Source organism: Pontibacillus sp. ALD_SL1 (genome assembly GCF_017355605.1).
This window is the reverse complement of the sequence record NZ_CP062974.1, coordinates 2,449,789-2,476,787: the sequence shown is the minus strand read 5'-3', so window position 1 is coordinate 2,476,787 and position 26,999 is coordinate 2,449,789. Positions and strand designations below refer to the sequence as shown.

At 40.6% G+C, this 26,999-nt stretch carries 31 protein-coding genes; 29 read left to right on the top strand and 2 right to left on the bottom strand.

Annotated elements, in window-relative coordinates:
- The first annotated feature begins 391 nt into the window (after positions 1–391).
- The 3 genes from splB (at position 392) to IMZ31_RS12580 (ending at position 2,968) form a co-directional block, all read left to right on the top strand.
- The gene (gene splB / locus IMZ31_RS12590; RefSeq protein WP_207527698.1) at positions 392–1,423 is read left to right on the top strand and encodes a spore photoproduct lyase; all 1,032 of its coding nucleotides are present in this window, start codon (positions 392–394) and stop codon (positions 1,421–1,423) included.
- A 73-nt stretch (positions 1,424–1,496) separates the two neighbouring features.
- Entirely contained in the window at positions 1,497–1,931 is a 435-nt protein-coding gene (gene mntR / locus IMZ31_RS12585; RefSeq protein ID WP_036782085.1) for a transcriptional regulator MntR, read from the top strand.
- Between the two features lie 146 nt (positions 1,932–2,077).
- Complete coding sequence (locus tag IMZ31_RS12580; RefSeq protein ID WP_207527697.1) at positions 2,078–2,968, top strand: patatin-like phospholipase family protein; 891 nt, start codon at positions 2,078–2,080, stop codon at positions 2,966–2,968.
- 19 nt (positions 2,969–2,987) lie between these two features.
- Here the strand turns inward: IMZ31_RS12580 and IMZ31_RS12575 are convergent, their stop codons facing one another.
- Both IMZ31_RS12575 and IMZ31_RS12570 read right to left on the bottom strand, forming a co-directional pair.
- The gene (locus IMZ31_RS12575; protein WP_242705557.1) at positions 2,988–3,383 is read right to left on the bottom strand and encodes an SA1362 family protein; all 396 of its coding nucleotides are present in this window, start codon (positions 3,381–3,383) and stop codon (positions 2,988–2,990) included.
- 33 nt (positions 3,384–3,416) lie between these two features.
- Complete coding sequence (locus IMZ31_RS12570) at positions 3,417–4,376, bottom strand: DUF1385 domain-containing protein (RefSeq protein ID WP_207527696.1); 960 nt, start codon at positions 4,374–4,376, stop codon at positions 3,417–3,419.
- A gap of 127 nt (positions 4,377–4,503) precedes the next feature.
- On the opposite strand from IMZ31_RS12570, the gene IMZ31_RS12565 reads away from it, so the two are divergent.
- The 26 genes from IMZ31_RS12565 to recN all read left to right on the top strand — a co-directional run bounded on the left by IMZ31_RS12565 (position 4,504) and on the right by recN (position 26,920).
- The gene (locus IMZ31_RS12565) at positions 4,504–5,040 is read left to right on the top strand and encodes a YqhR family membrane protein (protein WP_207527695.1); all 537 of its coding nucleotides are present in this window, start codon (positions 4,504–4,506) and stop codon (positions 5,038–5,040) included.
- Positions 5,041–5,125: 85 nt separating this feature from the next.
- A complete protein-coding gene (aroQ, locus tag IMZ31_RS12560; protein WP_207527694.1) occupies positions 5,126–5,557 on the top strand; it encodes a type II 3-dehydroquinate dehydratase in 432 nt (143 codons plus the stop codon).
- Between the two features lie 14 nt (positions 5,558–5,571).
- Complete coding sequence (locus IMZ31_RS12555; protein ID WP_207527693.1) at positions 5,572–6,636, top strand: M24 family metallopeptidase; 1,065 nt, start codon at positions 5,572–5,574, stop codon at positions 6,634–6,636.
- Positions 6,637–6,661: 25 nt separating this feature from the next.
- On the top strand, positions 6,662–7,225 hold the full coding sequence (efp, locus tag IMZ31_RS12550) for an elongation factor P (RefSeq protein WP_207527692.1): 564 nt from the start codon (positions 6,662–6,664) through the stop codon (positions 7,223–7,225).
- Between the two features lie 338 nt (positions 7,226–7,563).
- A complete protein-coding gene (gene spoIIIAA, locus IMZ31_RS12545; RefSeq protein WP_207527691.1) occupies positions 7,564–8,541 on the top strand; it encodes a stage III sporulation protein AA in 978 nt (325 codons plus the stop codon).
- The gene (gene spoIIIAB / locus IMZ31_RS12540; protein WP_036782071.1) at positions 8,486–8,998 is read left to right on the top strand and encodes a stage III sporulation protein SpoIIIAB; all 513 of its coding nucleotides are present in this window, start codon (positions 8,486–8,488) and stop codon (positions 8,996–8,998) included. Before spoIIIAA ends, spoIIIAB begins: the two co-directional genes overlap by 56 nt.
- Before the next feature lie 20 nt (positions 8,999–9,018).
- Positions 9,019–9,225, top strand: a complete 207-nt coding sequence (spoIIIAC, locus tag IMZ31_RS12535; RefSeq protein ID WP_036782069.1) for a stage III sporulation protein AC — start codon at positions 9,019–9,021, stop codon at positions 9,223–9,225.
- A gap of 13 nt (positions 9,226–9,238) precedes the next feature.
- Positions 9,239–9,628, top strand: a complete 390-nt coding sequence (gene spoIIIAD, locus IMZ31_RS12530; protein ID WP_207527690.1) for a stage III sporulation protein AD — start codon at positions 9,239–9,241, stop codon at positions 9,626–9,628.
- 29 nt (positions 9,629–9,657) lie between these two features.
- Complete coding sequence (spoIIIAE, locus tag IMZ31_RS12525) at positions 9,658–10,836, top strand: stage III sporulation protein AE (protein WP_207527689.1); 1,179 nt, start codon at positions 9,658–9,660, stop codon at positions 10,834–10,836.
- 11 nt (positions 10,837–10,847) lie between these two features.
- Entirely contained in the window at positions 10,848–11,468 is a 621-nt protein-coding gene (gene spoIIIAF, locus IMZ31_RS12520; RefSeq protein WP_207527688.1) for a stage III sporulation protein AF, read from the top strand.
- Positions 11,465–12,112, top strand: coding sequence for a stage III sporulation protein AG (gene spoIIIAG / locus IMZ31_RS12515; RefSeq protein WP_207527687.1), 648 nt, complete (start codon positions 11,465–11,467; stop codon positions 12,110–12,112). Before spoIIIAF ends, spoIIIAG begins: the two co-directional genes overlap by 4 nt.
- 14 nt (positions 12,113–12,126) lie before the next feature.
- Entirely contained in the window at positions 12,127–12,708 is a 582-nt protein-coding gene (locus tag IMZ31_RS12510; protein ID WP_242705556.1) for a SpoIIIAH-like family protein, read from the top strand.
- A 218-nt stretch (positions 12,709–12,926) separates the two neighbouring features.
- Positions 12,927–13,418 (top strand): acetyl-CoA carboxylase biotin carboxyl carrier protein, encoded by a 492-nt coding sequence (gene accB / locus IMZ31_RS12505; protein ID WP_207527686.1) that lies wholly within the window; start codon positions 12,927–12,929, stop codon positions 13,416–13,418.
- Positions 13,419–13,430: 12 nt separating this feature from the next.
- The gene (gene accC, locus IMZ31_RS12500) at positions 13,431–14,786 is read left to right on the top strand and encodes an acetyl-CoA carboxylase biotin carboxylase subunit (protein WP_207527685.1); all 1,356 of its coding nucleotides are present in this window, start codon (positions 13,431–13,433) and stop codon (positions 14,784–14,786) included.
- A gap of 18 nt (positions 14,787–14,804) precedes the next feature.
- Positions 14,805–15,227, top strand: coding sequence for an Asp23/Gls24 family envelope stress response protein (locus IMZ31_RS12495; RefSeq protein ID WP_207527684.1), 423 nt, complete (start codon positions 14,805–14,807; stop codon positions 15,225–15,227).
- A 430-nt stretch (positions 15,228–15,657) separates the two neighbouring features.
- Positions 15,658–16,614, top strand: coding sequence for a nuclease-related domain-containing protein (locus tag IMZ31_RS12490; protein ID WP_207527683.1), 957 nt, complete (start codon positions 15,658–15,660; stop codon positions 16,612–16,614).
- Between the two features lie 170 nt (positions 16,615–16,784).
- The gene (gene nusB / locus IMZ31_RS12485) at positions 16,785–17,174 is read left to right on the top strand and encodes a transcription antitermination factor NusB (protein WP_207527682.1); all 390 of its coding nucleotides are present in this window, start codon (positions 16,785–16,787) and stop codon (positions 17,172–17,174) included.
- A gap of 19 nt (positions 17,175–17,193) precedes the next feature.
- Complete coding sequence (folD, locus tag IMZ31_RS12480; RefSeq protein WP_207527681.1) at positions 17,194–18,063, top strand: bifunctional methylenetetrahydrofolate dehydrogenase/methenyltetrahydrofolate cyclohydrolase FolD; 870 nt, start codon at positions 17,194–17,196, stop codon at positions 18,061–18,063.
- Positions 18,064–18,065: 2 nt separating this feature from the next.
- Complete coding sequence (xseA, locus tag IMZ31_RS12475; RefSeq protein WP_207527680.1) at positions 18,066–19,418, top strand: exodeoxyribonuclease VII large subunit; 1,353 nt, start codon at positions 18,066–18,068, stop codon at positions 19,416–19,418.
- On the top strand, positions 19,411–19,659 hold the full coding sequence (locus IMZ31_RS12470; protein WP_207527679.1) for an exodeoxyribonuclease VII small subunit: 249 nt from the start codon (positions 19,411–19,413) through the stop codon (positions 19,657–19,659). The genes xseA and IMZ31_RS12470 overlap by 8 nt, the downstream gene beginning before the upstream one ends.
- Position 19,660: 1 nt before the next feature.
- A complete protein-coding gene (locus tag IMZ31_RS12465) occupies positions 19,661–20,545 on the top strand; it encodes a polyprenyl synthetase family protein (protein WP_242705555.1) in 885 nt (294 codons plus the stop codon).
- A 703-nt stretch (positions 20,546–21,248) separates the two neighbouring features.
- A complete protein-coding gene (locus IMZ31_RS12460) occupies positions 21,249–21,845 on the top strand; it encodes a hypothetical protein (RefSeq protein WP_207527677.1) in 597 nt (198 codons plus the stop codon).
- Between the two features lie 19 nt (positions 21,846–21,864).
- Complete coding sequence (gene dxs, locus IMZ31_RS12455) at positions 21,865–23,757, top strand: 1-deoxy-D-xylulose-5-phosphate synthase (protein WP_207527676.1); 1,893 nt, start codon at positions 21,865–21,867, stop codon at positions 23,755–23,757.
- Positions 23,758–23,761: 4 nt separating this feature from the next.
- A complete protein-coding gene (locus IMZ31_RS12450) occupies positions 23,762–24,574 on the top strand; it encodes a TlyA family RNA methyltransferase (protein ID WP_207527675.1) in 813 nt (270 codons plus the stop codon).
- Between the two features lie 133 nt (positions 24,575–24,707).
- Positions 24,708–25,157, top strand: a complete 450-nt coding sequence (gene ahrC / locus IMZ31_RS12445; RefSeq protein WP_036782039.1) for a transcriptional regulator AhrC/ArgR — start codon at positions 24,708–24,710, stop codon at positions 25,155–25,157.
- A 29-nt stretch (positions 25,158–25,186) separates the two neighbouring features.
- Positions 25,187–26,920 (top strand): DNA repair protein RecN, encoded by a 1,734-nt coding sequence (recN, locus tag IMZ31_RS12440; RefSeq protein WP_207527674.1) that lies wholly within the window; start codon positions 25,187–25,189, stop codon positions 26,918–26,920.
- Positions 26,921–26,999 lie beyond the last annotated feature (79 nt).

The following is a 26,999-nucleotide window of genomic DNA, read 5'->3' as shown; positions in this document are numbered from 1 at the left end:
CCTTCCATATAAGTCACCTTTAATGTAGTGTAAGGTGGCACTGGGAAGCACTCTCCTTCCGCCGCCCTCACACGACAGGGGCGATCGACGTAGTCACAGGATGTGACGGCTTAAGAGCAACTATATTTAGCGGGTCCGTTCATCTAATTAATGTCGGGGCAGGCTTGGGGACTGCGAGACTCCCGCGGGGTGAGGAGCCTATCCAGTTCCGGCGTGGAGGACCTAGCGAGATAAGTCATCTTTTTTCCAAAGGCTAATCGCCTTTTCCAAAAAGCTGACTTATCCGTACGGTCCTAGGCACCACGCCTGCACTTTTAATCTTTAAGATACATTCATTACCAGCAATACCTCACAAGAGTTGGTGATACTAAGGCATAAAGGAGTGAACTGTATGAAACCATTTATGCCTAAACTTGTATATGTTGAACCACGAGCGATGGAGTATAAGTTAGCACAAGATCTCTATCAGAAGTTCAAGGACCAAGGGATTGAGATAAGGGAAACGACTTCCCATAATCAAGTACGTGGAATACCAGGAGACAATGAATTACGACAATATGCTAACGCTAAGAATACGTTCGTCCTAGGTGTTAGAAAGACACTAAAATTTGATACATCAAAACCTTCAGCTGAATATGCCATTCCGTTAGCCACAGGCTGTATGGGGCACTGCCATTACTGTTATTTGCAAACGACCCTTGGCAAAAAGCCATATATAAGAACGTACGTTAACTTAGAAGAGATCTTTGATCAGGCTCATCAATACATCTTAGAGCGTGACGAACCAACCCGCTTTGAAGCAGCATGTACGTCCGATATTGTAGGGATCGATCACCTGACTCATTCGTTAAAGAAGACGATTGAATTTATGGGTAATCAGAAAAAGGGGCGTCTTCGCTTTGTAACGAAATATCACCATGTAGACCACTTGTTGAATGCTGAGCACAACGGTCATACACGTTTTCGTTTCAGTATTAATGCAGATTACGTTATAAAAAACTTTGAACCAGGGACATCACCGTTAGATAAGAGGATTGAAGCAGCCAGAAAGGTAGCGGATGCCGGGTATCCGCTAGGCTTTATTGTAGCGCCAATCTATTTGTATGATGATACGTGGAAAGAAGGGTACCAAAAAATGTTTGCGCATCTCCATGAGCAACTGAAAGGGTCTTCTGTGGATGAGGAAGATTTAACATTTGAACTCATTCAGCATCGCTTTACTAAACCAGCTAAACGCGTGATCCTCCAGCGTTATCCAAAGTCTAAGCTTGAAATGGATGAAGAAGAACGAAAGTATAAATGGGGACGGTACGGAATTGGCAAATACGTCTATCCAACTGAAACTCAAGAGGATATTAAAAAGACGATGGAAGCCTACATTAACGAGTATTTTCCGAATAGTAAGATCAGTTATTTCACGTAAGACAATCTTGTCATGGAAAGGAATCTAGTGTATCATTTTTAACAGTAGGCTGAGGCAGAATTGGAGGATTTTTATGCCAACACCAAGTATGGAAGATTATATTGAACAAATATATATGCTAATAGAGGATAAAGGCTATGCACGAGTTTCAGATATCGCTGAAAATCTCCAAGTCCATCCATCATCTGTTACGAAAATGGTACAAAAGCTAGACCGAGATCAGTATCTGAATTACGAAAAATATAGAGGACTTGTGTTAACCTCTAAAGGGAAAAAAGTTGGCAAGCGGCTAGTGTACCGTCACGAGTTATTAGAGCAATTCTTACAAATTATCGGCGTTAATAAAGAGAATATATATGAAGATGTAGAGGGAATTGAACACCATATGAGCTGGAATTCCATTGATCGTATCGGTGATCTTGTTCAATTCTTTGAAGAAAACCCAAAATGTATCGAACAATTACGACTTGTTCAACAACTAAATGAAGAACAAGCAAAAGAAGACTAAACACCTGAATATTCAGGTGTTTTTTTATGTCTTTATTCCATGAGATCCCCCGCCTCACAAATAATAGCGTCTACACTTTTGTTTCTGGTCTAGGACACGCTCTTCGAGATTATAGATAATCATAAAGGGGGAAGGAGGGGCGTCTTATGAAGATTGATGGCGTGTTCTCAGGTGGGGGTGTAAAAGCTATTGCTTTTATAGGTGCAATTGAAGTTGTAGAACAGAAAGGATATCAATTTGAGCGGGTAGCAGGGACATCTGCTGGTGCTATTATAGCTTCGTTTCTTGCAGCTGGTTATAAGAGCAAACAAATTCATCATTTATTCCGAGAGCTGCACCTTAAGAAATTATTAGATCCTCCTAAGCTTGGAGCTTGGTTTCCGTTTTCGAATTGGCTTTTTCTGTATTTTCGGATGGGTTTATATAAAGGCAAGAAACTAGAGGAATGGGTTTATGAAATGCTTGGAAAAAAAGGGGTGTATACCTTTAGAGATCTTCCTGAAGGAGCATTGAAAGTAATTGCTTCAGACTTAACCTTAGGAAGGATTGTGGTTATTCCAGATGATTTAGAAAGAGTGTACGGAATTTCTCCTAATGAATTTACTGTAGCGAAAGCAGTACGAATGAGTGCAGGGCTTCCTTATTTTTTTATACCTGAACCGATGATCGGAAAAGATCATAAAAAAAGTCTTATTGTAGATGGAGGACTCTTAAGTAATTTTCCAATATGGGTGTTTACTTCGAATTTAGAGAGGCGGAAGAGGCCAATTCTTGGTATGAAACTGAGTAATGGGAATGATCAACTTCCTGCACGTAAGATCAAAAACGCTATAGAGATGTTTCAAGCGTTATTTGTAACCATGAAACAAGCTCATGATGCGCGATATATTCATAAAGCGGATGCAGTAGATATTATTTTTATTCCTGTTGAAGATGTAGAGACGACAGATTTTGATTTAAGTGAGGCTTCTATTAATAAACTAATTTCTCTGGGGGAGAAACATGCGGCCACTTTTTTGAGAAATTGGAGTGGATAAAGAAAAAATCGAGCTTCTATTAGAAGGAAGCTCGATTTTTCTTTTTACTTTTATTTCCCTCAATAACACGAAGATGAGGGGCTTCTTTTCTTTGTTTTTGCTTCTTACTACTCACTTTAGATTTAATGGTAGAAGGCTTCATTTTTTTCGCGATGCTAGAAGAGGTCGTCGGTTGTTTGTATTTTTGTTTTGATTGTCGGGCTGCCTTTCGGTATTGCTTCATTTCATTCGAAGTCCCACCATTACGCCTTGAGAAAATAAAGTAAACAATTCCGATGATGACTGCTGCAAATAAGACTGTGACGAGAATATCCATTAAAAAGCTAGTTGTATCCGTAAATAATCGAACACCTATGCCAATTAAAGCTAACGCCATAATAAAATAAGTAAGAGGTTTAATAATTTTGTGAGCCAACTTTTTTTCCTCCCTTCAGCATTCCATCCTTAATTATGAGATGACCTTACTACCTTGAATACCATTTTTAGAAGCGTTCTTATCATTCTCTAGAACTTTTTTAAAAGAATGAATCGCAACGTCCACTTGATCATCTTTAGGTTCTTTTGTTGTTAACAGCTGTAACCATAAACCAGGGTATCCAAGAACTTTAAGTCCAGGAACGTTTCGCACTTTGTTTGTTAGCTGTAATACTTCAAATGAGACACCGATGACAAATGGTAATAAAAGAATACGATTTACCATGCGCCACCACATTGGCTCTGTGGCTACGAATGGTAGTAGATAAAACAGAATCCCTACAAATACCGTGAACAATATGAAACTAGATCCACATCGATAGTGAAGACGGGATTGATTCTGTACGTTTTCGATAGTTAACTCTTTCCCGTTTTCGTAAGCATTAATCACCTTATGCTCAGCTCCATGATATTCAAACACTCGCTTAATCATAGGAGTGAGGGAGATAAGATAAATATATGCGAGTAGAAAGATAAATTTGATTAACCCTTCTAATAGAACCTGTCCGGTTTTGCCAGGGATAGCGAAACGGAATAACTCAGCTACTAGCGCAGGAGTTAAGGTGAAAATCAATTTTCCAAATAAGAATGATAAGACGCCTACAGCTCCGACTCCAAGTGCCATTGCCAGTTTAGAAGAGTCTTCTTCCTTCTTAATGGTCTCATCGTCTTTTGGATGTACATCGTAACGCTCACTAGAGAAGTTTAAGTGTTTCGTTCCATTAGCACTTGCTTGAACTAACGCGACAAGGCCTCGGATAAATGGGATTTTCTTTAAACGCTTCTCTATTTTAGATTCTTTCCGTTCTAGCTCAAAATATTCAATTGATTCGTCTTTTCGACGAATAGCCGTGACATAACTCGTTTGGCCAGCAAACATAACGCCTTCCATAACGGCTTGACCTCCGTAAGCTGGTTTAGTTTTTTCGCTCATTGCCACACCATCCTCTTGATGATCTATTTCCTTCATTTTACTAGAAAATAGCGCTCACCTCTAGTCTTCTTAAATAAAAGCATGGAAATATTCAATTTTGGCCATGCTAAGCTGTGAGGTGATGGAGATGTCTGAACAAGAACATAAAGATCAAGAACAACAAAATAAGGAAGAAACGCAAAATCCTGAATTAGAGCAAAATCAAAAAGAACAGCCAATGTCTGTGATCAGCAAGGCTTTAGTTACAGGTTTCGTAGGTGGAGTATTATGGAGTTTTGTCGGTACAGTTGCATACCTTTTTAATTTCTCTTCGGTTTCAGCAGGAAGCTTTGTCATTCGCTCTTTTGTACAAAATGAATGGAGCAGCAAGTGGCTAGGGGAACTAATCGCCATATTAGCTGTAGGTCTCGTATCACTTTTAATCGCTATTCTTTATTTTGGCCTACTAAAAAACACTAAAGGACTCTGGCCATCAATGGTATTTGGTGTAGTGCTTTGGTTTATTGTATTTTTCTTATTCCAGCCTATATTTTCAGCAGTGCCGCAGTTAGGGGAGTTAGATAGTGATACGATTGTAACTAGCTTATGCTTATTTATTTTATATGGAACGTTTATTGGGTATTCCATTTCTTATGATTATCAGCAGAACAACCAACCTAGCTAAATCGCTCCCAATTGTTGCAGCGTCTATGTTATCCTAAAAAGAGTCGGAATATTTCCCTTAATTAATTAGGAAGGGAGATCACATGATGAAAAAGATTCTATTATTAAATGGACCCAATTTAAACCTTTTAGGAAGTAGGGAGCCAGGAGTGTATGGGATAGGCACCCTTCAAGACATCGAAACATCCATTGAAGATATGGTAGAGGCAAATGGATGGGAGTTTGAAGCTTTCCAGTCCAATCATGAAGGGGAACTGATTGACAGGATTCATAAGTTCATCGGTCAAGATGTAGGGATTATCTTTAACCCTGGAGCTTATACGCACACAAGCATAGCACTTAGAGATGCTATTGCAGGAGTTGACCTCCCTGTAATTGAAGTACATATATCAAATGTTCATAAACGGGAGGAATTTCGTCACACATCTCTGCTTGCCCCTGTATGCTATGGTCAGATTGTAGGTCTTGGTTCATTCGGTTACAAGCTAGCAGCGCAAACATTTATAGAACAATTTTAGGGGGAGGATTACACATGGATACACTAAAACGCTTAAGAAGTAGCATAGAACAACAAGGGTTAGACGGCTTGCTCATTACGAGTGATCGAAATCGTCGTTACGTGACTGGATTTACAGGAACATCTGGTGTGGTACTCGTAACACCAAATGAAGCGATGTTTATTACGGACTTTCGATATACAGAGCAAGCAGCTGATGAAACGACTGGGTTCGCGATTGTGGAGCATAAGGCGCCCATTCATGAAGAAGTAGCGAAGCAAGCGAAAGAACTTGGTGTGAGTAAGCTTGGTTTCGAAAAACAGCACATGACTTATAGTTTGTTTGAACAATATCAATCTGTTGTAGAAGCGGAATTTGTTCCGACCTCGAGTATCGTAGAAAAATTACGCTTGATTAAGAATGATGATGAGATTAAGATATTAAAGGAAGCAACTAAGATAGCAGATGCAGCATTTGAGCATATCCTGTCCTACATAAAGCCAGGAGTTAAAGAAATCGATGTATCCAATGAATTAGAATTCTTCATGCGCAAACAAGGTGCAACTTCTTCTTCATTCGATATTATTGTAGCCTCAGGTTATCGATCTGCTTTACCACACGGTGTGGCTTCTGAGAAAGAGATTCAATCCGGCGAATTAGTCACGTTAGATTTTGGTGCTTTATATAAAGGGTATTGTTCTGATATTACACGAACAGTTGCTGTTGGTGAGATTAGTGATGAGCTTAAGAAGATCTATGATACAGTTTTACAAGCACAGCTGCGTGGAATGGATGGAATAAAAGCCGGCATTACTGGTAAAGAAGCCGACGATTTAACTCGTGACTATATTAAAGAACAAGGGTATGGACAATACTTCGGCCATTCTACCGGTCACGGAATTGGACTAGATGTTCATGAAGGCCCTGGTTTATCATTCCGAAACGACAAGCAAAAGCTTGAGCCAGGAATGGTTGTAACAGTAGAGCCTGGCATCTATGTTCCGAATGTGGGTGGCTGTAGAATTGAAGATGATACAGTTGTAACCGAAACAGGTAATGAGCGTTTATCTCATTCTACAAAAGAGTTAATTACGCTTTAAGCTTATTTAGGGAGGAAATATAATTATGATTTCAGTTAACGATTTTAAGACAGGTCTTACAGTTGAAGTAGATAATGGGATCTGGCAAGTGATAGACTTCCAACACGTAAAACCAGGTAAGGGAGCAGCATTCGTGCGCTCTAAACTTCGTAACTTACGTACTGGAGCAATCCAAGAGAAAACGTTCCGCGCAGGAGAAAAAGTCCAAAAAGCACACATCGAAAACCGTAAAATGCAATACCTTTACTCTGCGGATAACGTTCATACATTTATGGACACAGACACATACGACCAAGTTGAACTCCAAACGAAACAAATCGAAAACGAGTTGAACTACTTGAAAGAAAACATGGCAATTCAAGTTCGTTTCTATCAAGGAGAAACAATCGGTGTTGAATTACCGAAAAACGTTGACCTTCAGGTTACAGAAACAGAACCTGGTATCAAAGGTGACACAGCAAGCGGTGGTACGAAGCCAGCAACGCTTGAAACAGGGCTAAGTGTACAAGTTCCATTCTTCATTAATGAAGGTGACGTTCTTACAATCAGCACAGATGATGGTAAATATGTTTCCCGTTCAAATAACTAGGAATTTCTCTGAAGCTCTCTGACACAGTCAGAGAGCTTTTTTTTGGCTTTGCTATCTTGAGAAGAACGGACACATATACTAAGCTTCGAGTCCCCGTATAAGGTAGCGTATATGAAAAAAAGCATAAATTTGATCAAACGCCTAAGGTTCCATGCCTTAGGCGTTTTTATATTGGATAACTAAGCCTGCTTGATAGGTAGAGAAAGGACGTTTCTACTATTTTAAAGTCATAAAACAGAGTTGATAGAGCTCTCTCTCATTTTTCTATCTCTGGTCATAAATCAGGTGGACACGCATAAATTTACAGTAAACAAGTGCAAAGATTGTGAGGGAGATCTATGAAAGAGATTTTGCGACTTTTCCCGTCCTATATTCAATCAGAGCTGCAGCAAATACCACAAGAAGACTGGGGGCGCCTTCAGGAAATTCGGTTTCGAATTACCAAGCCATTAGAGCTCATCTATGATGATACAAGCACATTGGTGCCGGCTATTATTCCGAGTGAGCAAGATGGGAACTACTTATTAAATCAACTTGGAGAATATTCGATTTATCGATTAGAGGACGAGCTTCGTGAGGGTTATATTACGATCCCTGGGGGCCATCGGGTAGGTTTAGCGGGGAAAGTCAATACCGAAAAAGGGATTGTCAAGGCCATTCGCCATATTGCTTCGTTTAATATTCGAATCGCTAAAGAAAAAATTGGGGTAGCTCAATCACTGGTAGAAGATCTCTATGATGGTGAGTACACGAATACTCTTTTAATCGGTCCCCCTCAAACAGGCAAAACGACGCTCCTGAGAGATATGGCTCGTATTATGAGTCAGGGAACAGGTTCGATACCTTCTAAGAAGGTTGGAATTATTGATGAGCGTTCTGAGATTGCAGGGAGTATTCACGGAGTGCCCCAGCATCATTTGGGGCTGCGAACAGACGTCATGGATGCCTGTCCAAAAGCAGAAGGCATGATGATGATGATCCGTTCTATGTCCCCAGAGATTCTAATTGTAGATGAGATTGGGAGTGAGGCAGATGTAAAGGCGCTTCTAGAAGCATTATATGCAGGCGTTACTGTCATCTCCACGGTCCACGGGGATCGGTTTGATTCTGTGCAAAAGAGGCCATCCCTTACTCCGTTATTTGAGCAAGAAGTTTTTGAGAGATTTGTAGTCCTTGAAAAGAAGCGGCAACCTGGGTTTGTAAGGACACTTCTCGATCAAAATGGTCAGCTACTCTCATTAAAAAAGAGGGGTGTGTCATATGAAGTGGATCGGAGCACTTATCCTGCTGTGCGCTACAACGTGGGGAGGGTTTGAATTTGCAAGAAGGCTCACGGAAAGGCCTAAGCAAATTCGTCAACTAAAGAATGCGTTACAAGTATTAGAGGCTGAGATCCTTTATGGACACTCTCCTGTTATAGAAGCATGCGAGAAAGTGGCGCGGCAGATCCCTGAGCCAATGGCGTGGTTTTTCTATGAGTTTAGCGAGCAACTTAAAGAGAGCAGTGCTTCTCTCTATGACGTATGGGAACAACGAATACAGTCGTTCTGGCCCTTGAGCGCCCTTGGTGAGGGAGAGAAGGAAATCATGAAGCAGTTTGGTCAAACTCTAGGGCAGCATGATTTCACAGGTCAGCAGAAACATATCCGCCTTGCCATCTCACACTTAGAACGAGAATTAAAAGAGGCGGAAGAGCAACAGTACAAATATAGCAAAATGGTAAAAAGCCTGGGCTTTTTGACAGGTTTATTAATTATATTGCTTTTCATGTAAAGGTGAAGGGAGTTAAAGACATGATCGGAGAGGCCTATATATTATTCCAGATTGCCGGGGTAGGAATCGTGGTGGCGATGATCCACACCGTTTTAAAACAAATGGGAAAAGAGGACATTGCCCACTGGGCAACTTTAGTAGGGTTTATCATCGTGTTATTTATCGTTATGGATGGCCTGCAAGAATTGTTCCAACAAATCAAATCTGTCTTTTTATTCCAAGGATAAGGCAGGTGAAGACATGGAAATTATAAAGATCGTTTCCTTTGCCCTTGTAGCAAGTGTGCTAACGATCATTGTAAAAGAGCAGAAATCATCTATTGCATTCTTTCTCATTTTATTTACAGGGATTATTATATTTCTCATTCTAATTCGTGAGATTGCAGAAGTATTTACATTGCTTGAATACATTGCTCAAAAGGCAAACGTGAACGGCATGTATGTAGAGACGATTTTAAAAATTATTGGGATTGCTTACGTTGCGGAATTCGGAGCTCAAATTACACGAGATGCCGGACTTGGGTCAGTTGCTTCTAAAATTGAATTGGCAGGAAAAGTTTTTATTTTAGTGTTAGCTATACCCATTTTGACCGCTGTTATTGAAACGATTTTAGGCTTTCTTCCAGCTTGATTTTTTTAAGGAGGTGGCTTGTACATCTAATGAAGCTCATTCAACAAATGATTGTTGTCGTGGTACTCGCTTTTAGTGTTGTCTTGTTTCTGTCAGAGCCCGTACAAGCTCAGACCTCTCCAGCTGAAGAGACAAGCCCAACGATTGATCCAATTACGTTTACAGAGATTCAATCGTATTGGAATCAGGTGGTAGATGAATATGGCGGTTATTTGCCTGGTATTCGGAAAGGGAGCTTCGTCGAATTTATGGAAAATCGCGATTCACTTTCCGTTAAAGATTGGACATTAGGCCTTTTAAAATATCTATTCTATGAATTTCTCATCAATGGAAAGCTCTTAGGGACACTAATCTTTTTGACCCTCTTTTGCATGATTCTTCAGTCTTTGCAGAACGCCTTTGAAAATCAAACAGTCAGTAAAGTGGCCTATGCAGTCGTTTATCTTGTGCTCATTGTGTTAGCGCTGAATAGTTTTCATTTAGCGGTTTCCTATGCGAAAGATGCTGTTGAAATGATGAGTAGTTTTATGATTGCACTCTTACCTTTAATGCTTGGCTTAATGGCGACATTCGGTAACTTACTATCCGTATCCTTTTTTCATCCCGTTATTGTTTTTCTTATTCATACCAGTGGGTTACTCGTTTCAAATGTTGTATTACCTCTATTATTTTTATCAGCATTATTAATGATTGTAAGTACCATCAATGATCAATACAAAGTTACCCAACTCGCTCAACTCTTACGAAATACAAGCTTAGGTTTACTTGGAGCGTTTCTAACAATCTTCTTAGGTGTCATTTCCGTCCAGGGTGCAACATCGGCTATCCAGGACGGGGTTGCGATGAAAACCGCGAAATTCGTTACAGGGAATTTCGTACCAGTTGTAGGACGTATGTTTACAGATGCAACCGACACAGTATTAAGCGCTTCACTCTTACTCAAAAATACGGTTGGGATTGTAGGTGTACTCATTATCTTGGCACTTGCGTTATTTCCAGCTGTAAAAGTTTTAGCTGTTGCGCTTATTTATAAGTTGGCTGCTGCAATACTACAACCGATCGGTGGGGGTCCTGTCATAGCTTCCATGGAAACAATCAGTAAACATATCCTTTTTGTCTTTGCAGCTCTTCTCGTCGTAACGTTTATGTTCTTCCTAGCAATTGTCATATTGGTGGCCGCAAGTAACTTAACGATGATGGTTCGATAGGAGGTGGATCGGTGTCTTTTATTACCGAATGGGTTACTCAAATTATCCTCTTTTTACTTCTGGCACTTGTAACCGACCTTTTACTCCCTGCATCTTCCTTTCGAAAATACATCAAGCTTGTTGTAGGGTTACTTCTTATCCTTGTATTTTTGCAACCTGTCTTTAAGCTTTTCGATGTCGATATGGACAAGTTTTTTACACAAGAAATGAACCGGTGGAATGACCAGGCAGAGGTCGAATCTATGAAAAATTCAATTGAAGAGAAGAAAAAAGAAATACAAGCCTCACAACGTGCATATATTTTAGAACAGATGGCTGTCCAGCTAGAAAACGAAGTGAAGGAGGAGCTGATGAATGACCATAACGTAGAGATTCAAAACTTTTCCTTCCAATTTAAAAAAGATGCAGAAGTGAATCTAGAGGGGTTGAAGTCGCTTACGGTTACTATGAAAGAAAGTAGTGATCAGGAAGCAGATCCTGATGAGGTTGAAGAGATTGTCATTGACCTTAATCAGCAGCCAGAGAATCAGGAAGATAAAAAATCACTAAATGCAGTCAAATCTTATTTATCATCGGCATGGGACATTCCTGAAGATCAGCTTATCTTACAGTGGGAAGGAGGGGTTCAATGAAGAAAAATCCGTTAAACAACATCTTTTCATTGCTTAAGCTTAAGACGGCAGATGGAGAAAAGCCTACTAAACTAGCTTATGTCGTTCTGGTTGGTTTGCTAGGGTTACTCATTCTGTTAGTTGGAGACTTCTTCACAAGTGATGAAGCTGGTAGTGAAGGGGTTTCACCTCCTGTCCAAACAGAGAGTGTTCAACCTAACGAACAAGAAACGTTTGGGCAAAAAAAGGACGAGACAGAAATGTTGATGTCAGATGTCGAGACCTATTACGAGAAGGAGCTAAAAGAGCTCCTCGAGAAAATTCAAGGCGTTTCCGAAGTAGAAGTCATGGTGAACTTAGATTCAACTGAAGCAAAAGTGTATGAAAAGAATACAACCGTTAGCAAGCAACACACCACAGAAACTGATAAGAGTGGTGGGGAACGAAAGATTGAAGATTTTACTGAAGATGAACAAATTGTGGTTACAAGACAAGGGGATCAAGAAGCACCTTTACTAATCAGGACCGATAAACCTTCAGTTAGGGGAGTCGGGGTTGTAGCGAAGGGCGCTGATCACATGAAAGTGAAAGAGTGGATTGTTGAAACAGTTTCACGAACATTAGATGTTCCTACACATCGCATTTCGGTAATGCCGAAAAAATAAGGAGGAATGAAAGAATGATGTTAAAAAAGCAAACGGTATGGTTACTAACGATGTTGAGTTTGATGATTGTGTTAAGTGTGTATTATATGACCTCGCCACCAGAAGGTGAACTCGCTTACATGGGTGAAGAAGAAAGTGCCGATCAACAAACAGCCGGAACACCAAGTGAGGGCGATGTAACAGCTCAAGAAGGTGAAGTGGTATCAGAAGAAGAAGGAACTGCTACATCAAGCCTTTCTTCTGATCAATATTTCTCTTCCATGCAATTAGATATTATGGATAGCCGTTCAAAGAAAATTGAAGAACTAGAAAACATCATGGCTTCTAGTGAAGTATCCGCTGAAGAAGTGAACGATGCTAAAAACGAAATTGATAAGATTCGTGAGCTAAGCACGAAAGAATCGGTTGCTCAACAATCAATCGAAGCAAAGGCGAACTATCCAGATGTTTTTGTTCGAGCAGAAGATGAAAAAGTATTAGTAAAGGTCAAAGCAGATGAAATGTCTAAACAAGATGTCAGTCAAATTCACCAAATTGTATATGATGAATTTGGACCAGTACCAGTAGTGGTCGAATACATCCCTAACGAGAAGTAAGCAATCAGCTTTCGCACTCCTATGCGTGCGAAAGCTGATTTTTTTATCTTTTAATTTTTTATTTAAAGAAGAGGAAAACACCTTTCTAATAGAGAAAAGAGGTAGTAAGCGCTTTCTGACAGGTTGAAGTTTTACTACTCTTTGTCGTAAAATGTTAAGAGGTGTTATTAGTACCAGTTAATAATATGCATTTCAATTATAGAAGGGGTGCGCAAAATATGTTAAAAGTACAAGAAATCCGTGAACTCATTAAATTAATTGATGAATCATCCATCAATGAGTTTACATATGAAAGCAATGGAACAACCGTATCAATGAAGAAGAATACAGGAGAGGTAATCGAGCGCCCAGCAGCTCCGGCTCAACCAGCTGTGACACAGCAGCCAGCTCAGCCTGCGCCAGAGCCACAGCAAACTCCAGCAGCGGAGGAACCAAAACCTGAACCTCAAGAAGAAACAAAAGTGGATTATGATCATGAGATCGTTTCTCCAATGGTAGGAACGTTCTATGAAGCATCTTCACCAGACGCTGAGGCTTTCGTTAAAAATGGAGACGTTGTAACAAAGGACTCTGTTGTATGTATTGTAGAAGCAATGAAGCTCTTTAACGAGATTGAAGCTGAAGTAAATGGTAAAATTGTAGAAGTACTCGTAGAAAATGGTCAGCTTGTTGAATATGGCCAACCATTATTCCGAGTTAAATCCGAATAAGGGGATGGAACTGTGATCAATAAAATCTTAATCGCGAACCGTGGAGAGATCGCCGTTCGGATTATTCGAGCTTGTAAAGAGATGGACATTGAAACAGTGGCCGTCTATTCTGAAGCGGACAAAGAATCTCTACACGTTCAATTAGCAGATGAAGCGTATTGTATTGGACCAACATTGAGTAGTGAAAGTTACTTGAACTTCACAAATATTATGAGCGTAGCGACTTTAACAGAGTCAGATGCGATTCACCCGGGTTATGGATTTTTATCCGAAAACCCTGATTTCGCTGAGATCTGTGATGAATGCAATATTACATTCATCGGCCCAAGCGCTCAAGCAATTCGTAAAATGGGTACAAAAGACGTTGCTCGTGAAACGATGAAAGAAGCAGGAGTGCCAGTTGTTCCTGGCTCTGAGGGCTTGATTCGTGATGAAGAACACGGGCTTCAGGTTGCTGAAGAAATCGGATATCCAGTTATCATCAAAGCAACAGCTGGTGGTGGCGGAAAAGGAATCCGTGTCGCTCGAAATGAAGAAGATCTGAAAAAAGGAATCCGCGTTACACAAAACGAAGCGGAAAAAGCCTTTGGGAATCCAGGTGTCTATTTAGAGAAATTTATTGAAGATTTCCGTCACGTGGAAATTCAGATTATGGCCGATAATCATGGAAACGCCATTCACCTTGGTGAGCGCGATTGTTCTGTTCAACGTCGCTTACAAAAATTAATAGAAGAAACACCTTCCCCGGCACTAGGGCCAGACCTTCGTGCTGAGATGGGAGAAGCAGCGATTAAAGCAGCTTTAGCCGTGAATTATTCTGGGGCGGGTACTGTAGAATTTATCTTCGACCAGAAGAACAACAGCTTTTACTTTATGGAAATGAACACTCGTATTCAGGTAGAGCACCCTGTTACTGAAATGGTTACAGGAGTTGACTTGATTAAGGAAATGATTCGTGTAGGGAACAATGAATCGCTCCAATTCTCTCAAGACCAAATTGAATTCGAGGGTCATTCCATTGAATGTCGTATTAATGCGGAGAATCCGTTCAAAAACTTCATGCCATCACCAGGTCGTATTGAGATGTATCTTCCTCCAGGTGGTTTCGGTGTCCGTGTTGACTCCGCAGCGTATCCAGGTTGGATGATTCCTCCTTATTATGATTCAATGATTGCGAAGTTGATCACTTACGGTAACACACGCGAAGAAGCGATGGATCGTATGAAGCGTGCTCTTGATGAGTTTGTGATCGAAGGTGTTCATACAACGATTCCATTCCATCGTCGCATGATGGAACACGAAGTCTTCCGCGGAGGAGATTTTAATACGAAATTCCTTGAAACTTATACTATAATGGAAGAGGAATAACACAAAGGAGTGACCAAAATGAGTGAAAATCATTTATTAAATGTTGGAGATGACTCCAGCTTAGGTAAAGTGGAAATTGCTCCAGAGGTTATTGAAGTCATTGCCGGTATCGCAGCATCAGAAGTTGAAGGCGTTGCATCCATGCGAGGGAACTTCGCAAGTGGTGTAGCTGAACGCCTTGGCGGAAAGAAAAACCATGGGAAAGGGATTAAAGTTGAATTATCTGACGAAGGTATCGTAATTGATATTTATGTTGTGATGGACTTTGGAATCTCCATTCCTCAAACCGCCCAAAAGATTCAAGACAGCACACGCCAGGCGCTTAAAAATATGACAGCCCTTGAAATTAAAGAAATTAACGTTCACATCGTTGGCATCCAAATGGAACCAACGAAAGAAGAAGAGGAACAAGAAGAAGAAGAAGAGATCCCAGGCGTATAAACGGGATTCCATGAACCACAAAGGAGACAGAGTCTTCTTTGTGGTTTTTTGTTTGAGGTCAAGAACTAGAATGAGGGGGGTAGTTATCAAAGAAGGGGTAGAAGTTACTAAAGAGATGTTGAAGTTCTTAAAAAGGCAGTGGATTTACCAAACTGGGGGGCGAAGTTACGAAAGGGTGAGGAGCAGTTACCAAAAAAGCCAGAGAAGTTACCAAATAAGGGGGAGAAGTAACTAAAGAGAAGCTGAAGTTCTTAAAAAGCCAATGTATTTACCAAACCTGGAAGCAAAGTTCTACTTTTAGCATCGCTTCACATGAATAACGTAAAAAGTTTTAGAGGGAAAACAATCATTAAAAGGAAATTAGGTGATGCAGTCGAATTATGTAGTCAAGGAACTTGTAATTTGAAATTTATGTAAGGGAGAGTGAGAAATGATCGTTAAGAAAAGAAGCACTCCTTTAATAATTAAACAAGAAGAGGTGTTAGAAAGGAGACTGCCTAAGGATCACCCCAAACGGCCAACCATAATCAAAAGCTTGAAAATGAGAAAAGCTGGATTATGGGGGGAGCAGGAGTTAGATTACCCACTAAGCTTCCTACCTCAAAATCAATATCAAATTTTCCATGATGTAAGGCTGATTGAGGGGAAGAAAGCCTTTCAAATCGATACATTAATTTTGACAGACCAACTGGCGATAATATTAGAAGTGAAGAATATATCAGGGATAATAGAGTTTGATTCAACATTTGATCAACTCATAAGAAAATTACAAGGGCGGGAAGAGCGTTTGCCTAACCCTCTAGCTCAGGTTGGGAGGCAGCGGAGGCAATTGGCTAATTGGTTTGCTTCACATAATATCTTTATACCTATCAAATGCTTTGTCGTGATGACCCATCCCTCTTGTGTACTAAAAGCTTCTGAAATAAACCCTCACCAACACACGATAACTCACGTGGAAAACCTCCAACAAAAGATCATAAAATTAGAAGCAGAATATATTTCTGAACATAAGTTACCCTCAATTATAAACAAGATTATATTAAACGCTCATACTCCTTTAGGTCCTATTGATGTTTTAAATAAGTATGGAATTCATTATGATGATCTTAGGAAAGGAGTAGAATGTCCAAGATGCTTGAGTTCTCCGATGAAGTGGATGAGGAGAAGGTGGCGGTGCTCTAGTTGTTACTTTTTCTCCTCAGATGCTCATTTAAGAACCATATCAGACTATTTTCTACTCGGGTATATGACAATTAATAACGCTGCGTTCAGAGAACTCATCCAACATAATGATCAGGCAGTATCTAAGTACTTCCTCAGCAAAATGAACCTACAAACCTCCGGACACAAAAGATCACTCCTTTATCACTCCCCGCACCCCCTGTAATACCCACGGATACCCCTCTGTAGTTTTGGGTATGCTGTTCCTATAAAATCCCCCGGACGCCGAAAAGAATATGATAGGGCTTTTAATCGCTGCCGTTCTATTATTTATAGCATTTATGATTATTACGTGTTATCATTCTTAACGGAAAGAAACATAAAGGAGAATGAATGATGAATCGTCATACAGCAAGAGAAAAGGCATTTCAGGCGCTTTTTCAAATGGACATAAATGAAATGGATGCAAACGAAGCGATTGAAAACATTTTAGAGGAAGAAGATGGACAGGTTCATGACGCTTTCCTGGATCAACTTGTTTTTGGTGTGAAAGAAAACCAGGCTGTGATCGATGAGCACATCTCAGGCCATCTTGAAAAGTGGTCATTTAATCGCATTGCATCTGTTGAGAAAACGATTATGCGTATTGCCGTTTATGAAATGAAATATCAAGAGGATATTCCTGAAAAAGTTTCTATTAATGAAGCAATTGAGCTAGCTAAAACATTTGGCGATGACAAGTCAGGTAGTTTTGTGAACGGTGTATTAAAGAAAATGATTGACTAAATGTGAGAGGGTGGATTCCATGTCAGCAGAAATTATTTATGGACGAGAATTAGCAGAGGATATTCGAGAGCGAATGACGAAGGAGGTAGCCGATCTCCGTGAACTAGGAGTAGTTCCTGGGCTAGCTGTCGTCATTGTTGGAAACGATCCCGCATCTTTATCCTACGTAAGAGGTAAGGACAAAGCTTCTAAGAAAGTTGGCCTTGAGTCAAGTCTAATTGAGCTTCCTGAAGAGGTTTCACAACAAGAATTGTTAGATTTAGTGGATCGTCTTAATCACGATTCTAAAGTTCATGGAATTCTTGTGCAGCTACCTTTACCAGATCACATTAATGAAGATGAGGTCATTGAAGCTATTTCTCCAAGTAAAGACGTTGATGGATTTCATCCTGTAAGCATTGGTCGCATGATGGCAGGCAAAGAAACTTTTTTACCTTGTACGCCGCTTGGTATTTTAACGATGTTCAAAGAGAAAGAAATCAGCCTAGAAGGAAAGCATGTAGTGGTACTTGGTCGCAGCCGTATTGTGGGTAAACCTATTGGGCAGATGCTCCTTAATGAAAATGCCACCGTTACATATTGTCATTCTCGTACGAAAAACCTCAAAGATTTTACTCAGAAGGCAGATATCCTTATTGTGGCTGTTGGTAAGCCTGGCTTTATATCAGGAGATGACATTAAAGATGGCGCTGTGGTCATTGATGTAGGTGTAAACCGTATCGAAGATGGCAGCCTAACAGGCGACGTTGATTTCGAATCAGCGCTTGAGAAAGCTTCTTATATTACCCCTGTGCCCCGTGGTGTAGGACCTATGACGATTACAATGTTGCTTCACAATACGATACAAGCAGCAAAACAGCTTAATCAGATTCCTCAAAGGAGTTCTTAACCGTGCAAGATAATTATTTGACGGTGTCCGCCTTAACTAAATACATTAAGCGTAAGTTTGAAACGGACCCCCATTTAACCGATATCTGGTTAAAGGGGGAGATTTCTAACTTTAAGCACCACAGCCGTGGACACATGTATTTAACCATCAAGGATAACAAATCTCGGGTAAATGCAGTGATGTTTGCTGGCAACAATCGGCGCTTGAAGTTTAAGCCTGAAGATGGGATGAATGTCTTGATCAAAGGGGAGATTGGTGTATATGAACCCCATGGGCAGTACCAGCTTTATATTCAACACATGGAGCCTGATGGTTTAGGAGCTCTTTATCTTGCTTACGAAGAGTTAAAGAAGAAGTTGTCTACAGAAGGTCTTTTCGAAGATTCCAAAAAGCTAGCTCTCCCGCCCTATCCTGAGTCCATAGCAGTCATTACTTCCCCGACAGGTGCTGCAGTTCGTGATATCTTAACCACTATCAAAAGACGTTATCCTCTTGTAAATGTAGCGGTATTTCCTGTACTTGTTCAGGGTAAAAACGCAGCTTCGTCTATTTCCCAGGCAATTAGAAAAGTAAATGAACTCGGTAGTTTTGATGTCATTATTGCAGGGCGAGGTGGAGGTTCGATCGAAGAATTGTGGGCTTTTAATGAGGAAATAGTAGCAAGAGCTATTGCCGAATCAACTGTACCTATAATTTCAGCAGTCGGACATGAAACGGATTATACAATCAGTGACTTTGTAGCCGATTACCGAGCTCCTACACCCACTGGAGCAGCGGAGATAGCGGTTCCTTCTCAGACTGAGGTATTAGAGCGAATTCATTCAATGCAGAACAGGCTAACCAGAGCCTTGCATGTACAACATCGTCAAGGGATTGAACGTCTAAATCGGTTACAGAAGTCTTATGCATTCCGTTATCCAGAACAACTCATGAGACAAAAGGAACAAGATTTAGATCGTCTCTCTGAGCGGTTGAAGAAGTCATCATCCTTAACCCAGGAACGAAGGAAGCAAGATTTTGAAGTGGTGATGAACCGTTTGCGGCAGCAACACCCAGAGCGCTCTTTAGACGGATCTAAACAAACCTTTGTACAACTAACAAAGCGTATGAATCGAGCCATGGAACAAGAGAAAAGATCGAAAGTTAACAGTTACACACAAGTGTTAAACAAATTATCCTTGCTAAATCCGCTAGAAATCATGAAAAGAGGCTATGCTATTCCCTTTGATCAAGAGGGTAGTGTTGTGAAGACAATTTCAGACGTCCAGCCAGGAGACCCTATACAAGTTAAAGTGCAAGATGGCGTTTTAGATTGCCAAGTTTGGGGTATGGAAAAGGAGGAAGAATATGAGTGAAAAAGACCAAGTGCGCCAAGAAGATATGAGTTTTGAAGAAGCTATGAAGCAGCTTGAGCAAATCGTGGAGAAACTAGAAGAGGGAGATGTCCCTCTAGAGAAAGCCATAACTTACTATCAGGATGGTATGAAGCTCTCTAAGGTTTGTAATGATAAACTTAATAATGTTGAAAAGCAGATGCAACAAATTATGAATGATCAGGGTGAATTTGAGTCTTTCTCAGTTGAGGAGGAAGAATAAGGTGAATCAAACGTTAGGATCCTTCTTAGAAGATAAACGTTCGATGTTGAACCAGCAAATGGAACAACAGATCTACTCTATGCAAATCCCTGAAACGTTGAGAAAGTCCATTATGTACTCCATTGAAGCAGGAGGGAAGCGGATCCGCCCCGTATTATTATTAGCTGCAAATGAAGCTTTTGGTGGGGAGGAAAATCGAGCTATTGCTCCTGCTTGTGCGGTAGAAATGATTCATACGTATTCTCTTATCCATGACGATTTACCAGCGATGGACGATGACGATGTGAGAAGAGGTAAGCCTACAAACCATGTTCAATTTGATGAAGCAACAGCTATATTAGCGGGCGATGGTTTACTCACAGCTGCTTTTCATGTTGTGACATCCAATGACCACCTATCTGATCGGGAGAAAGTGTTTCTAACACGAGAACTGTCTAAAGCAAGTGGAGCTGAAGGGATGGTCGCAGGTCAAATGCTTGATATGGAGGCGGAGGGCCAGACGCTGAGCCTTGAAGGCCTTGAAGCCATTCATCGTCATAAAACGGGTGAATTAATTCGTTTCTCAGCTGTAGCTGGTGCGTTTATTGGTGGTGCTGATTCGTCTCAGTTACATCATATCGAAACATATGCAAAATATATCGGTTTACTTTTCCAAGTCCAAGACGATATTTTAGATGTGGTTGGAGAAGAAGGTGAAATTGGGAAGCCCGTTGGAAGTGATGTGTCAAACAATAAGAGTACATATCCACAATTATTAGGCTTAGAAGGTGCCATAAAGCATAAGAATCAATATGCTGAAAGAGCAAGGAAGGCCCTGAAGGAAGCAGGCGTCGAAAGCACACTCTTGGAAGATCTAATTGATTTCATCAGTGCTAGAAAGAATTAATTGTCAGCGCATGTGGATTGAGGGATTTTAGAGATTGTGATATATTAGTATTACAAACAGGATGGTGCAGTATTCTAGTCGGCCCTCCGTTCCTGAAGGCGGGCCTAAAAATCCGCCAAAGGGCACATCGATGAAGTTCCTTGTGTTGGCTTGAGGCGCCCAGCCTTGGGTCGATGCTGGGAGTTAAGGTTGCGGGGCGATCCACAATGGCATGTGGGCGTTGACCCTGCTTCCGCGGAGGCCCATATTTGTAGGAGGCTGTTCTCAAACGTCTGCTATGAAATGGGGTATGAACCTGTGAGATTGTTTTGGGAAGAACGGTCCACAGCGTAGCCTGCCTTGAGTGGCTCTGAGGGGATTATGGCTTTTGAGCGAGAGATAGATGGCCACTATTCGATCGCTTACCCGACCATATGAAATCAGCGCTGCAAAAGAGGCTAAGGAACGGCTAAAGGCTGCCGAGGAAATCTCCTAGACTGTTCCATGACACCTAAAAGGGATTATAGTGCGGACTAAGTGGCAATCCAGTCTAGTAACCGGTGACGGTGCTAAGGCGGGTTTAAAGGGGAACCGCCGATGTGGCAACACATGGTACTCGCTTGGGAAAACCTACTGGACCTAAGCCGCAGTTTTTATCTTTTAGGTGACCATCCTGACTTTCATACATATTCAATGAATGAACTTAAAATATAGAGGTTAATCCATGAAGACACAACTAAAAAATTCTTTAAAATTTAGCTTGGGGATCGCCGTTATCACTTTTGTGTTAGCGGCTATTTTTACAGTTATCTCTAATTATATATTAGATGACGTTTACTATCTGTTAGGGATCATTATCGTTTTCGTTATTGTATCAATTGGAGTATTCTTTGATATGCTAGGCATAGCGGCAACAGCTGCAGACGAAGTCCCTTTTCACGCAATGGCAGCTGAAAAAGTAAACGGTTCCAAAGAGGCGATTATTATTGTTCGAAACGCTGATCGTTTCGCCAGTTTTTGTAATGATGTAATCGGAGATATTGCTGGCGTTATAAGTGGTACAGCTGCAACGATGGTTGTTTTGCGTCTAACGTTTATTCTTGGTCATTCAGAAGACTCAACTACCAATTTGATCATCTCAGTGATTTTTACAAGCATTGTGGCAGCAGTGACAGTTGGAGGCAAGGCGCTTGGTAAGTACTTTGCGATCCATGCTTCAACCGATATTATTTTCTTTGCGGCGCGGGTCATTTCACTTGTGGAAAGAAAATTAAATATTACCATTTTACCAAGAGGTAAAAAATCCTCTAGAAAATCATGATGAAGGCGAGTGATCCCGAATGGATCTTAATACTATCAAGGACCCATCCTTCTTAAAAGAATATTCTAATGAAGATCTCGAAAAATTAGCGGCTTCAGTCCGCAATTTTCTAATTGAAAAACTATCTGTTACCGGTGGCCATTTAGGTGCAAATTTAGGTGTGGTAGAGCTAACCCTTGCCTTGCATAAACTGTATGACAGCCCTAAAGATAAAATTCTATTTGACGTTGGTCATCAGTCCTATATTCATAAAATCCTAACAGGTCGTACAGACCAATTTGATACATTACGTCAATATCAAGGGTTATGCGGTTTTCCAAAACGCTGTGAAAGTGAGCATGATGTTTGGGAAACAGGGCATAGCTCTACTTCTCTTTCAGCAGCAATGGGGATGGCTATTGCTCGTGATTTAAAGGGAGAAGATCATTCTATCCTCCCTATTATAGGAGATGGTGCACTTACTGGTGGAATGGCACTTGAAGCTTTAAATCATATCGGTGATGAGAAGAAAAATGTAACGGTCATCCTAAATGATAATGAAATGTCAATTGCTCAGAACGTGGGTGCGCTTCACAATGTACTTGGTCGCATGAGAAGTGCTCGTAAATATCACTGGGTGAAGGACGAAATGGAATGGGTATTGAAGCGCATACCGGCAGTTGGCGGCAAGCTTGCTAATGCAGCAGAACGCTTGAAAGATAGCATGAAATACTTTATGCTCCCTGGAATGTTCTTTGAAGAACTTGGATTTACTTATTATGGACCAGTTGATGGCCATAGCTTTGAGGATCTTATGGAGAATTTACAGTATGCTAAGAAGACAGAAGGCCCCGTAATTGTGCACGTTATGACTCAGAAAGGGAAAGGGTATCACCCTGCTGAGAATGATCAGAAGGATAAGTGGCATGGGGTTGGACCATATAAGATCGAATCAGGGGAGAAGATCAAACCTACAGATGCCCCTCCAGCATGGAGTGAAGTTATTAGTGAAGCTCTTCGCAAAAAAGCGCGTACGGATAGCCGTATAGCAGCCATTACCCCTGCCATGATTCTTGGTTCCAAATTAGAGAAATTTGGAGAAGAGTTTCCTGATCGTTTATTCGATGTTGGAATTGCAGAACAACACGCTACTACTGTATCAGCTGGTTTGGCGACGCAAGGAATGAAGCCATTTCTTGCCATATACTCCACATTCATGCAGCGTGGTTACGACCAATTAGTACATGATGTATGTCGTCAGAATTTAAACGTAACATTTGGTATAGATCGTGCAGGATTGGTCGGAGCAGATGGCGAGACACATCAGGGCGTATTTGATATTGCCTTCTTACGTCATCTTCCAAATATGACGATTATGATGCCGAAAGATGAGAATGAAGGACAACATATGGTTAACACAGCCTTTGAATATAACGATGGGCCTATTGCTCTCCGCTACCCTAGAGGTAATGGACTTGGGGTGGAAATGGACCAGCAGCTCAAAACACTTCCGATTGGCTCGTGGGAAGTTCTGCAAGAAGGTACAGATGCAGCGATCCTTACGTTTGGAACAACAATCCCAATGGCTTTAAAAGCAAGTGAAGAACTAAAGAAACAAGGTGTTTCTGTAAAAGTTGTAAACGCCCGGTTTATTAAACCAATGGATGAAGCTATGTTACATGATTTAATGAAGCAATCGATGCCACTTCTAACTATTGAAGAAGCTGTTTTAAAAGGTGGCTTTGGTAGTGGTGTTTTAGAGTTTGCAGAGGAAGAACAATATTATAATCAGGTGATTCATCGTATGGGTGTTCCAGATCGATTTATTGAGCACGGTAGTGTGAAAGAGCTCTATAAAGAAATCGGACTTACATCTGAAAATATTGTATCTAAGATTAAAAAAATACTACCAGAACAACAGCAAAGGGCTTGAAGCAATGAGCAAAAAAGTTAGACTTGATACACTTCTTGTAGAAAGAGGTTTAGTCGAAACAAGAGAGAAAGCAAAACGAACAATTATGGCAGGTTTAGTGTTTTCTGAAACGATTAAGTTGGATAAACCTGGAGTGAAAGTGGATGAGTCCATATCGATTCAGGTAAAAGGAAAAGCCATTCCTTATGTTAGTAGGGGAGGGCTTAAGCTAGAAAAGGCTTTGCAATGCTTTAACCTTACTGTAAAAGATAAAATCCTTATTGATATTGGTTCATCTACAGGTGGCTTTACGGATTGTGCTTTACAGAATGGAGCTACACAAAGTTATGCCATTGATGTAGGGTATAATCAGTTGGCCTGGTCTTTACGCAACGATGAGCGGGTTACGGTAATGGAGCGTACAAACTTTCGCTACGTTACACAGGAGGATTTAACAAAGGGGATTCCAAACTTTGCCTCCATTGATGTATCTTTTATCTCGCTTAAATTAATTTTACCTGTTCTTGGGACTTTAATTGAGAGTGATGGAGATGTAGTTGCTCTCATAAAGCCTCAGTTCGAGGCAGGTAGGGAGCAAGTTGGTAAAAAGGGCATCGTACGTGATCCGAAGGTTCATAAAATGGTACTCTCAGACATGTTACAGTTTTCAGCTGAAACAGGTTACATTGTAGAAGAAGTTACCTATTCTCCGATTACAGGAGGGGATGGTAATATTGAGTTTTTAGCTCATTTACGATGGAAGGGTAATAATGAGGGTATGATTCAACCGAATGTTGATATAGAGCAGATTGTACGTGAAGCCCACGATGCCCATTAATTTGTGAATAGATTAAACGAATGGGGCTACGTTTTGTGGTCCCATTTTTTAAAGGATTTAACGGTGCGTTAATAACGTTTATGAACTCAAGATTGATCCTTCCTGAAACAGGGAAAGAAGAGAGGGAGATAGAATGAATAAGGGCCAACGACATATAAAGATCAGGGAACTAATTGCTGAGAATGATATTGAAACACAGGATGATCTCGTTGATCGTTTAAAGAGCCTGGGATATAACGTGACCCAAGCAACCGTATCAAGAGATATCAAAGAACTACACTTAGTAAAAGTGCCTATGGTTGATGGGCGTTATAAATATAGTTTGCCTGCTGATCAGCGCTTTAATCCGTTGGAGAAATTAAAGAGACTGATGATTGATGCGTTTGTACGTATTGATACTGCAGGTCACTTTATAGTGATGAAGACCCTGCCAGGGAATGCGAATGCGGTAGGAGCGCTTGTGGACAACTTGGATTGGGATGAAATTTTAGGAACAATTTGTGGAGATGATACATGTCTAATTATCTGCCGCTCGGAAGAAGAATCTAAACAGATTCGAGATCGTTTTCTTGATATGCTTTAATCATTTTGGAAAAGTTGAGGTGCTAGCTTGTGTTAGCTGAATTATCCATTAAAGATTTTGCTATAATTGATGAAGTTTCCGTTCAATTTAGAGAAGGTTTAACCGTTCTGACTGGAGAGACAGGCGCAGGGAAGTCCATCATTATTGATGCTATTCAGTTGCTTACTGGTGGGCGTGGATCTGCGGAATTTGTTCGTTATGGAACGAAGAAGGCGGAGATTGAAGGTCTGTTCTATATTGACCATGATCGCCATCAAGCTTTCCGGAAGGCAGAAATGTTTGGTGTAGATATAGCAGACGATGGAATGCTCGTATTAAATCGAACCATAAGTGCCAACGGGAAAAGCATCTGTCGTGTGAACGGGAAGCTTGTGACGCTGGCTATTTTGCGTGAATTTGGCCAAACCCTAATTGATATACATACACAGCACGAGACGCAATCCCTGATGGATGTGGATCGTCATATAGAATTATTGGATTTATTCGATCGTGACCAAATAGGTCAAGCAAAATCCGACTATTTAGACTTATATAAGGAATTCGACGCTTTAAAGAAACGGTATAAGGAACTAAGTGAGAACGAACAAGAAATGGCGCAGCGTCTTGACCTGTTAGAATTTCAATATAATGAACTAGACCAGGCTAATTTAAAGCCGGGAGAAGACGAAGAACTAGAAGAACAGCGTAATAAATTAATGAACCATGAAAAGATATATAAAGGACTTCATGATGGATACAATGCTCTATATGGAGAACAAAAAGCAATGGATTGGTTGTCTCTTGCTTTGTCTTCTCTTGAGAACGCCCGAGATTATGATGATGAAATCGCGAAGAAGGCTGAAGAATTAGCGAATCATTATTACATGGTGGAAGAATTAGCACATGGAGTACGAAATCAGCTTGATGGTTTGGAATTTAGTGAAGAAGAACTTGATTCAATTGAATCGAGGTTAAACGAAATTAACCGCCTTAAGAAAAAGTATGGACAAAGTGTAAATGACATTTTAGAGTACGCTGCTTCAGTAGAAGAAGAAATTGATCAAATTAAAAATAAAGATACACACGTTTCAAAATTGGAACAATCTATTCAAGAAAAGGCTGAAGACGTCGCTCTAGAAGCAAAACAACTTCATGAAGTACGTAAAGAAGCGGCTATCGAGTTAACGAAAGCCATTCATGATGAGTTGAAAGATCTATACTTAGAAAAAGCTGCTTTTGGAGTAGATTTCCAGAGCTCTGAAGGTTCAGGCCAAGACCCCGTCGTAGATGGCAGGTCAGTTAAAATTGGTCAAAATGGCTATGATCTTGTCAAATTTATGATAACGACCAATCCGGGAGAACCATTAAAAGACATTCACAAAGTAGCAAGTGGCGGGGAGTTATCTCGTATTATGCTTGCTCTAAAGCGTATATTTTCGAAGCACCAGGGTGTTACTAGTGTGATTTTTGATGAGGTTGATACTGGAGTGAGCGGTCGTGTAGCCCAGTCGATTGCTGAGAAGATACATGGCATTTCAGCGGCATCACAAGTGTTATGTATTTCTCATTTGCCTCAAGTTGCAGCGATGGCGGACACGCACTTGTATATACGCAAAGAGGTTGAAAATGACCGGACAACAACTGTAGTTGAAGAATTAGATGTAACGAATAAAGTAGAAGAACTGAGCCGCATGATTAGTGGAGCAGAAATGACAGAAACTACAAAAGATCATGCTACCGAGTTGCTTGATCTTGCTGACAAATTTAAAAAGCAACACGCATAAAACTGTCGATTCGGCAGTTTTTCTTTTTTATTTTTTCGCGAATAATAAACAAAAGCTTCATACGTATAACATAAGTGAA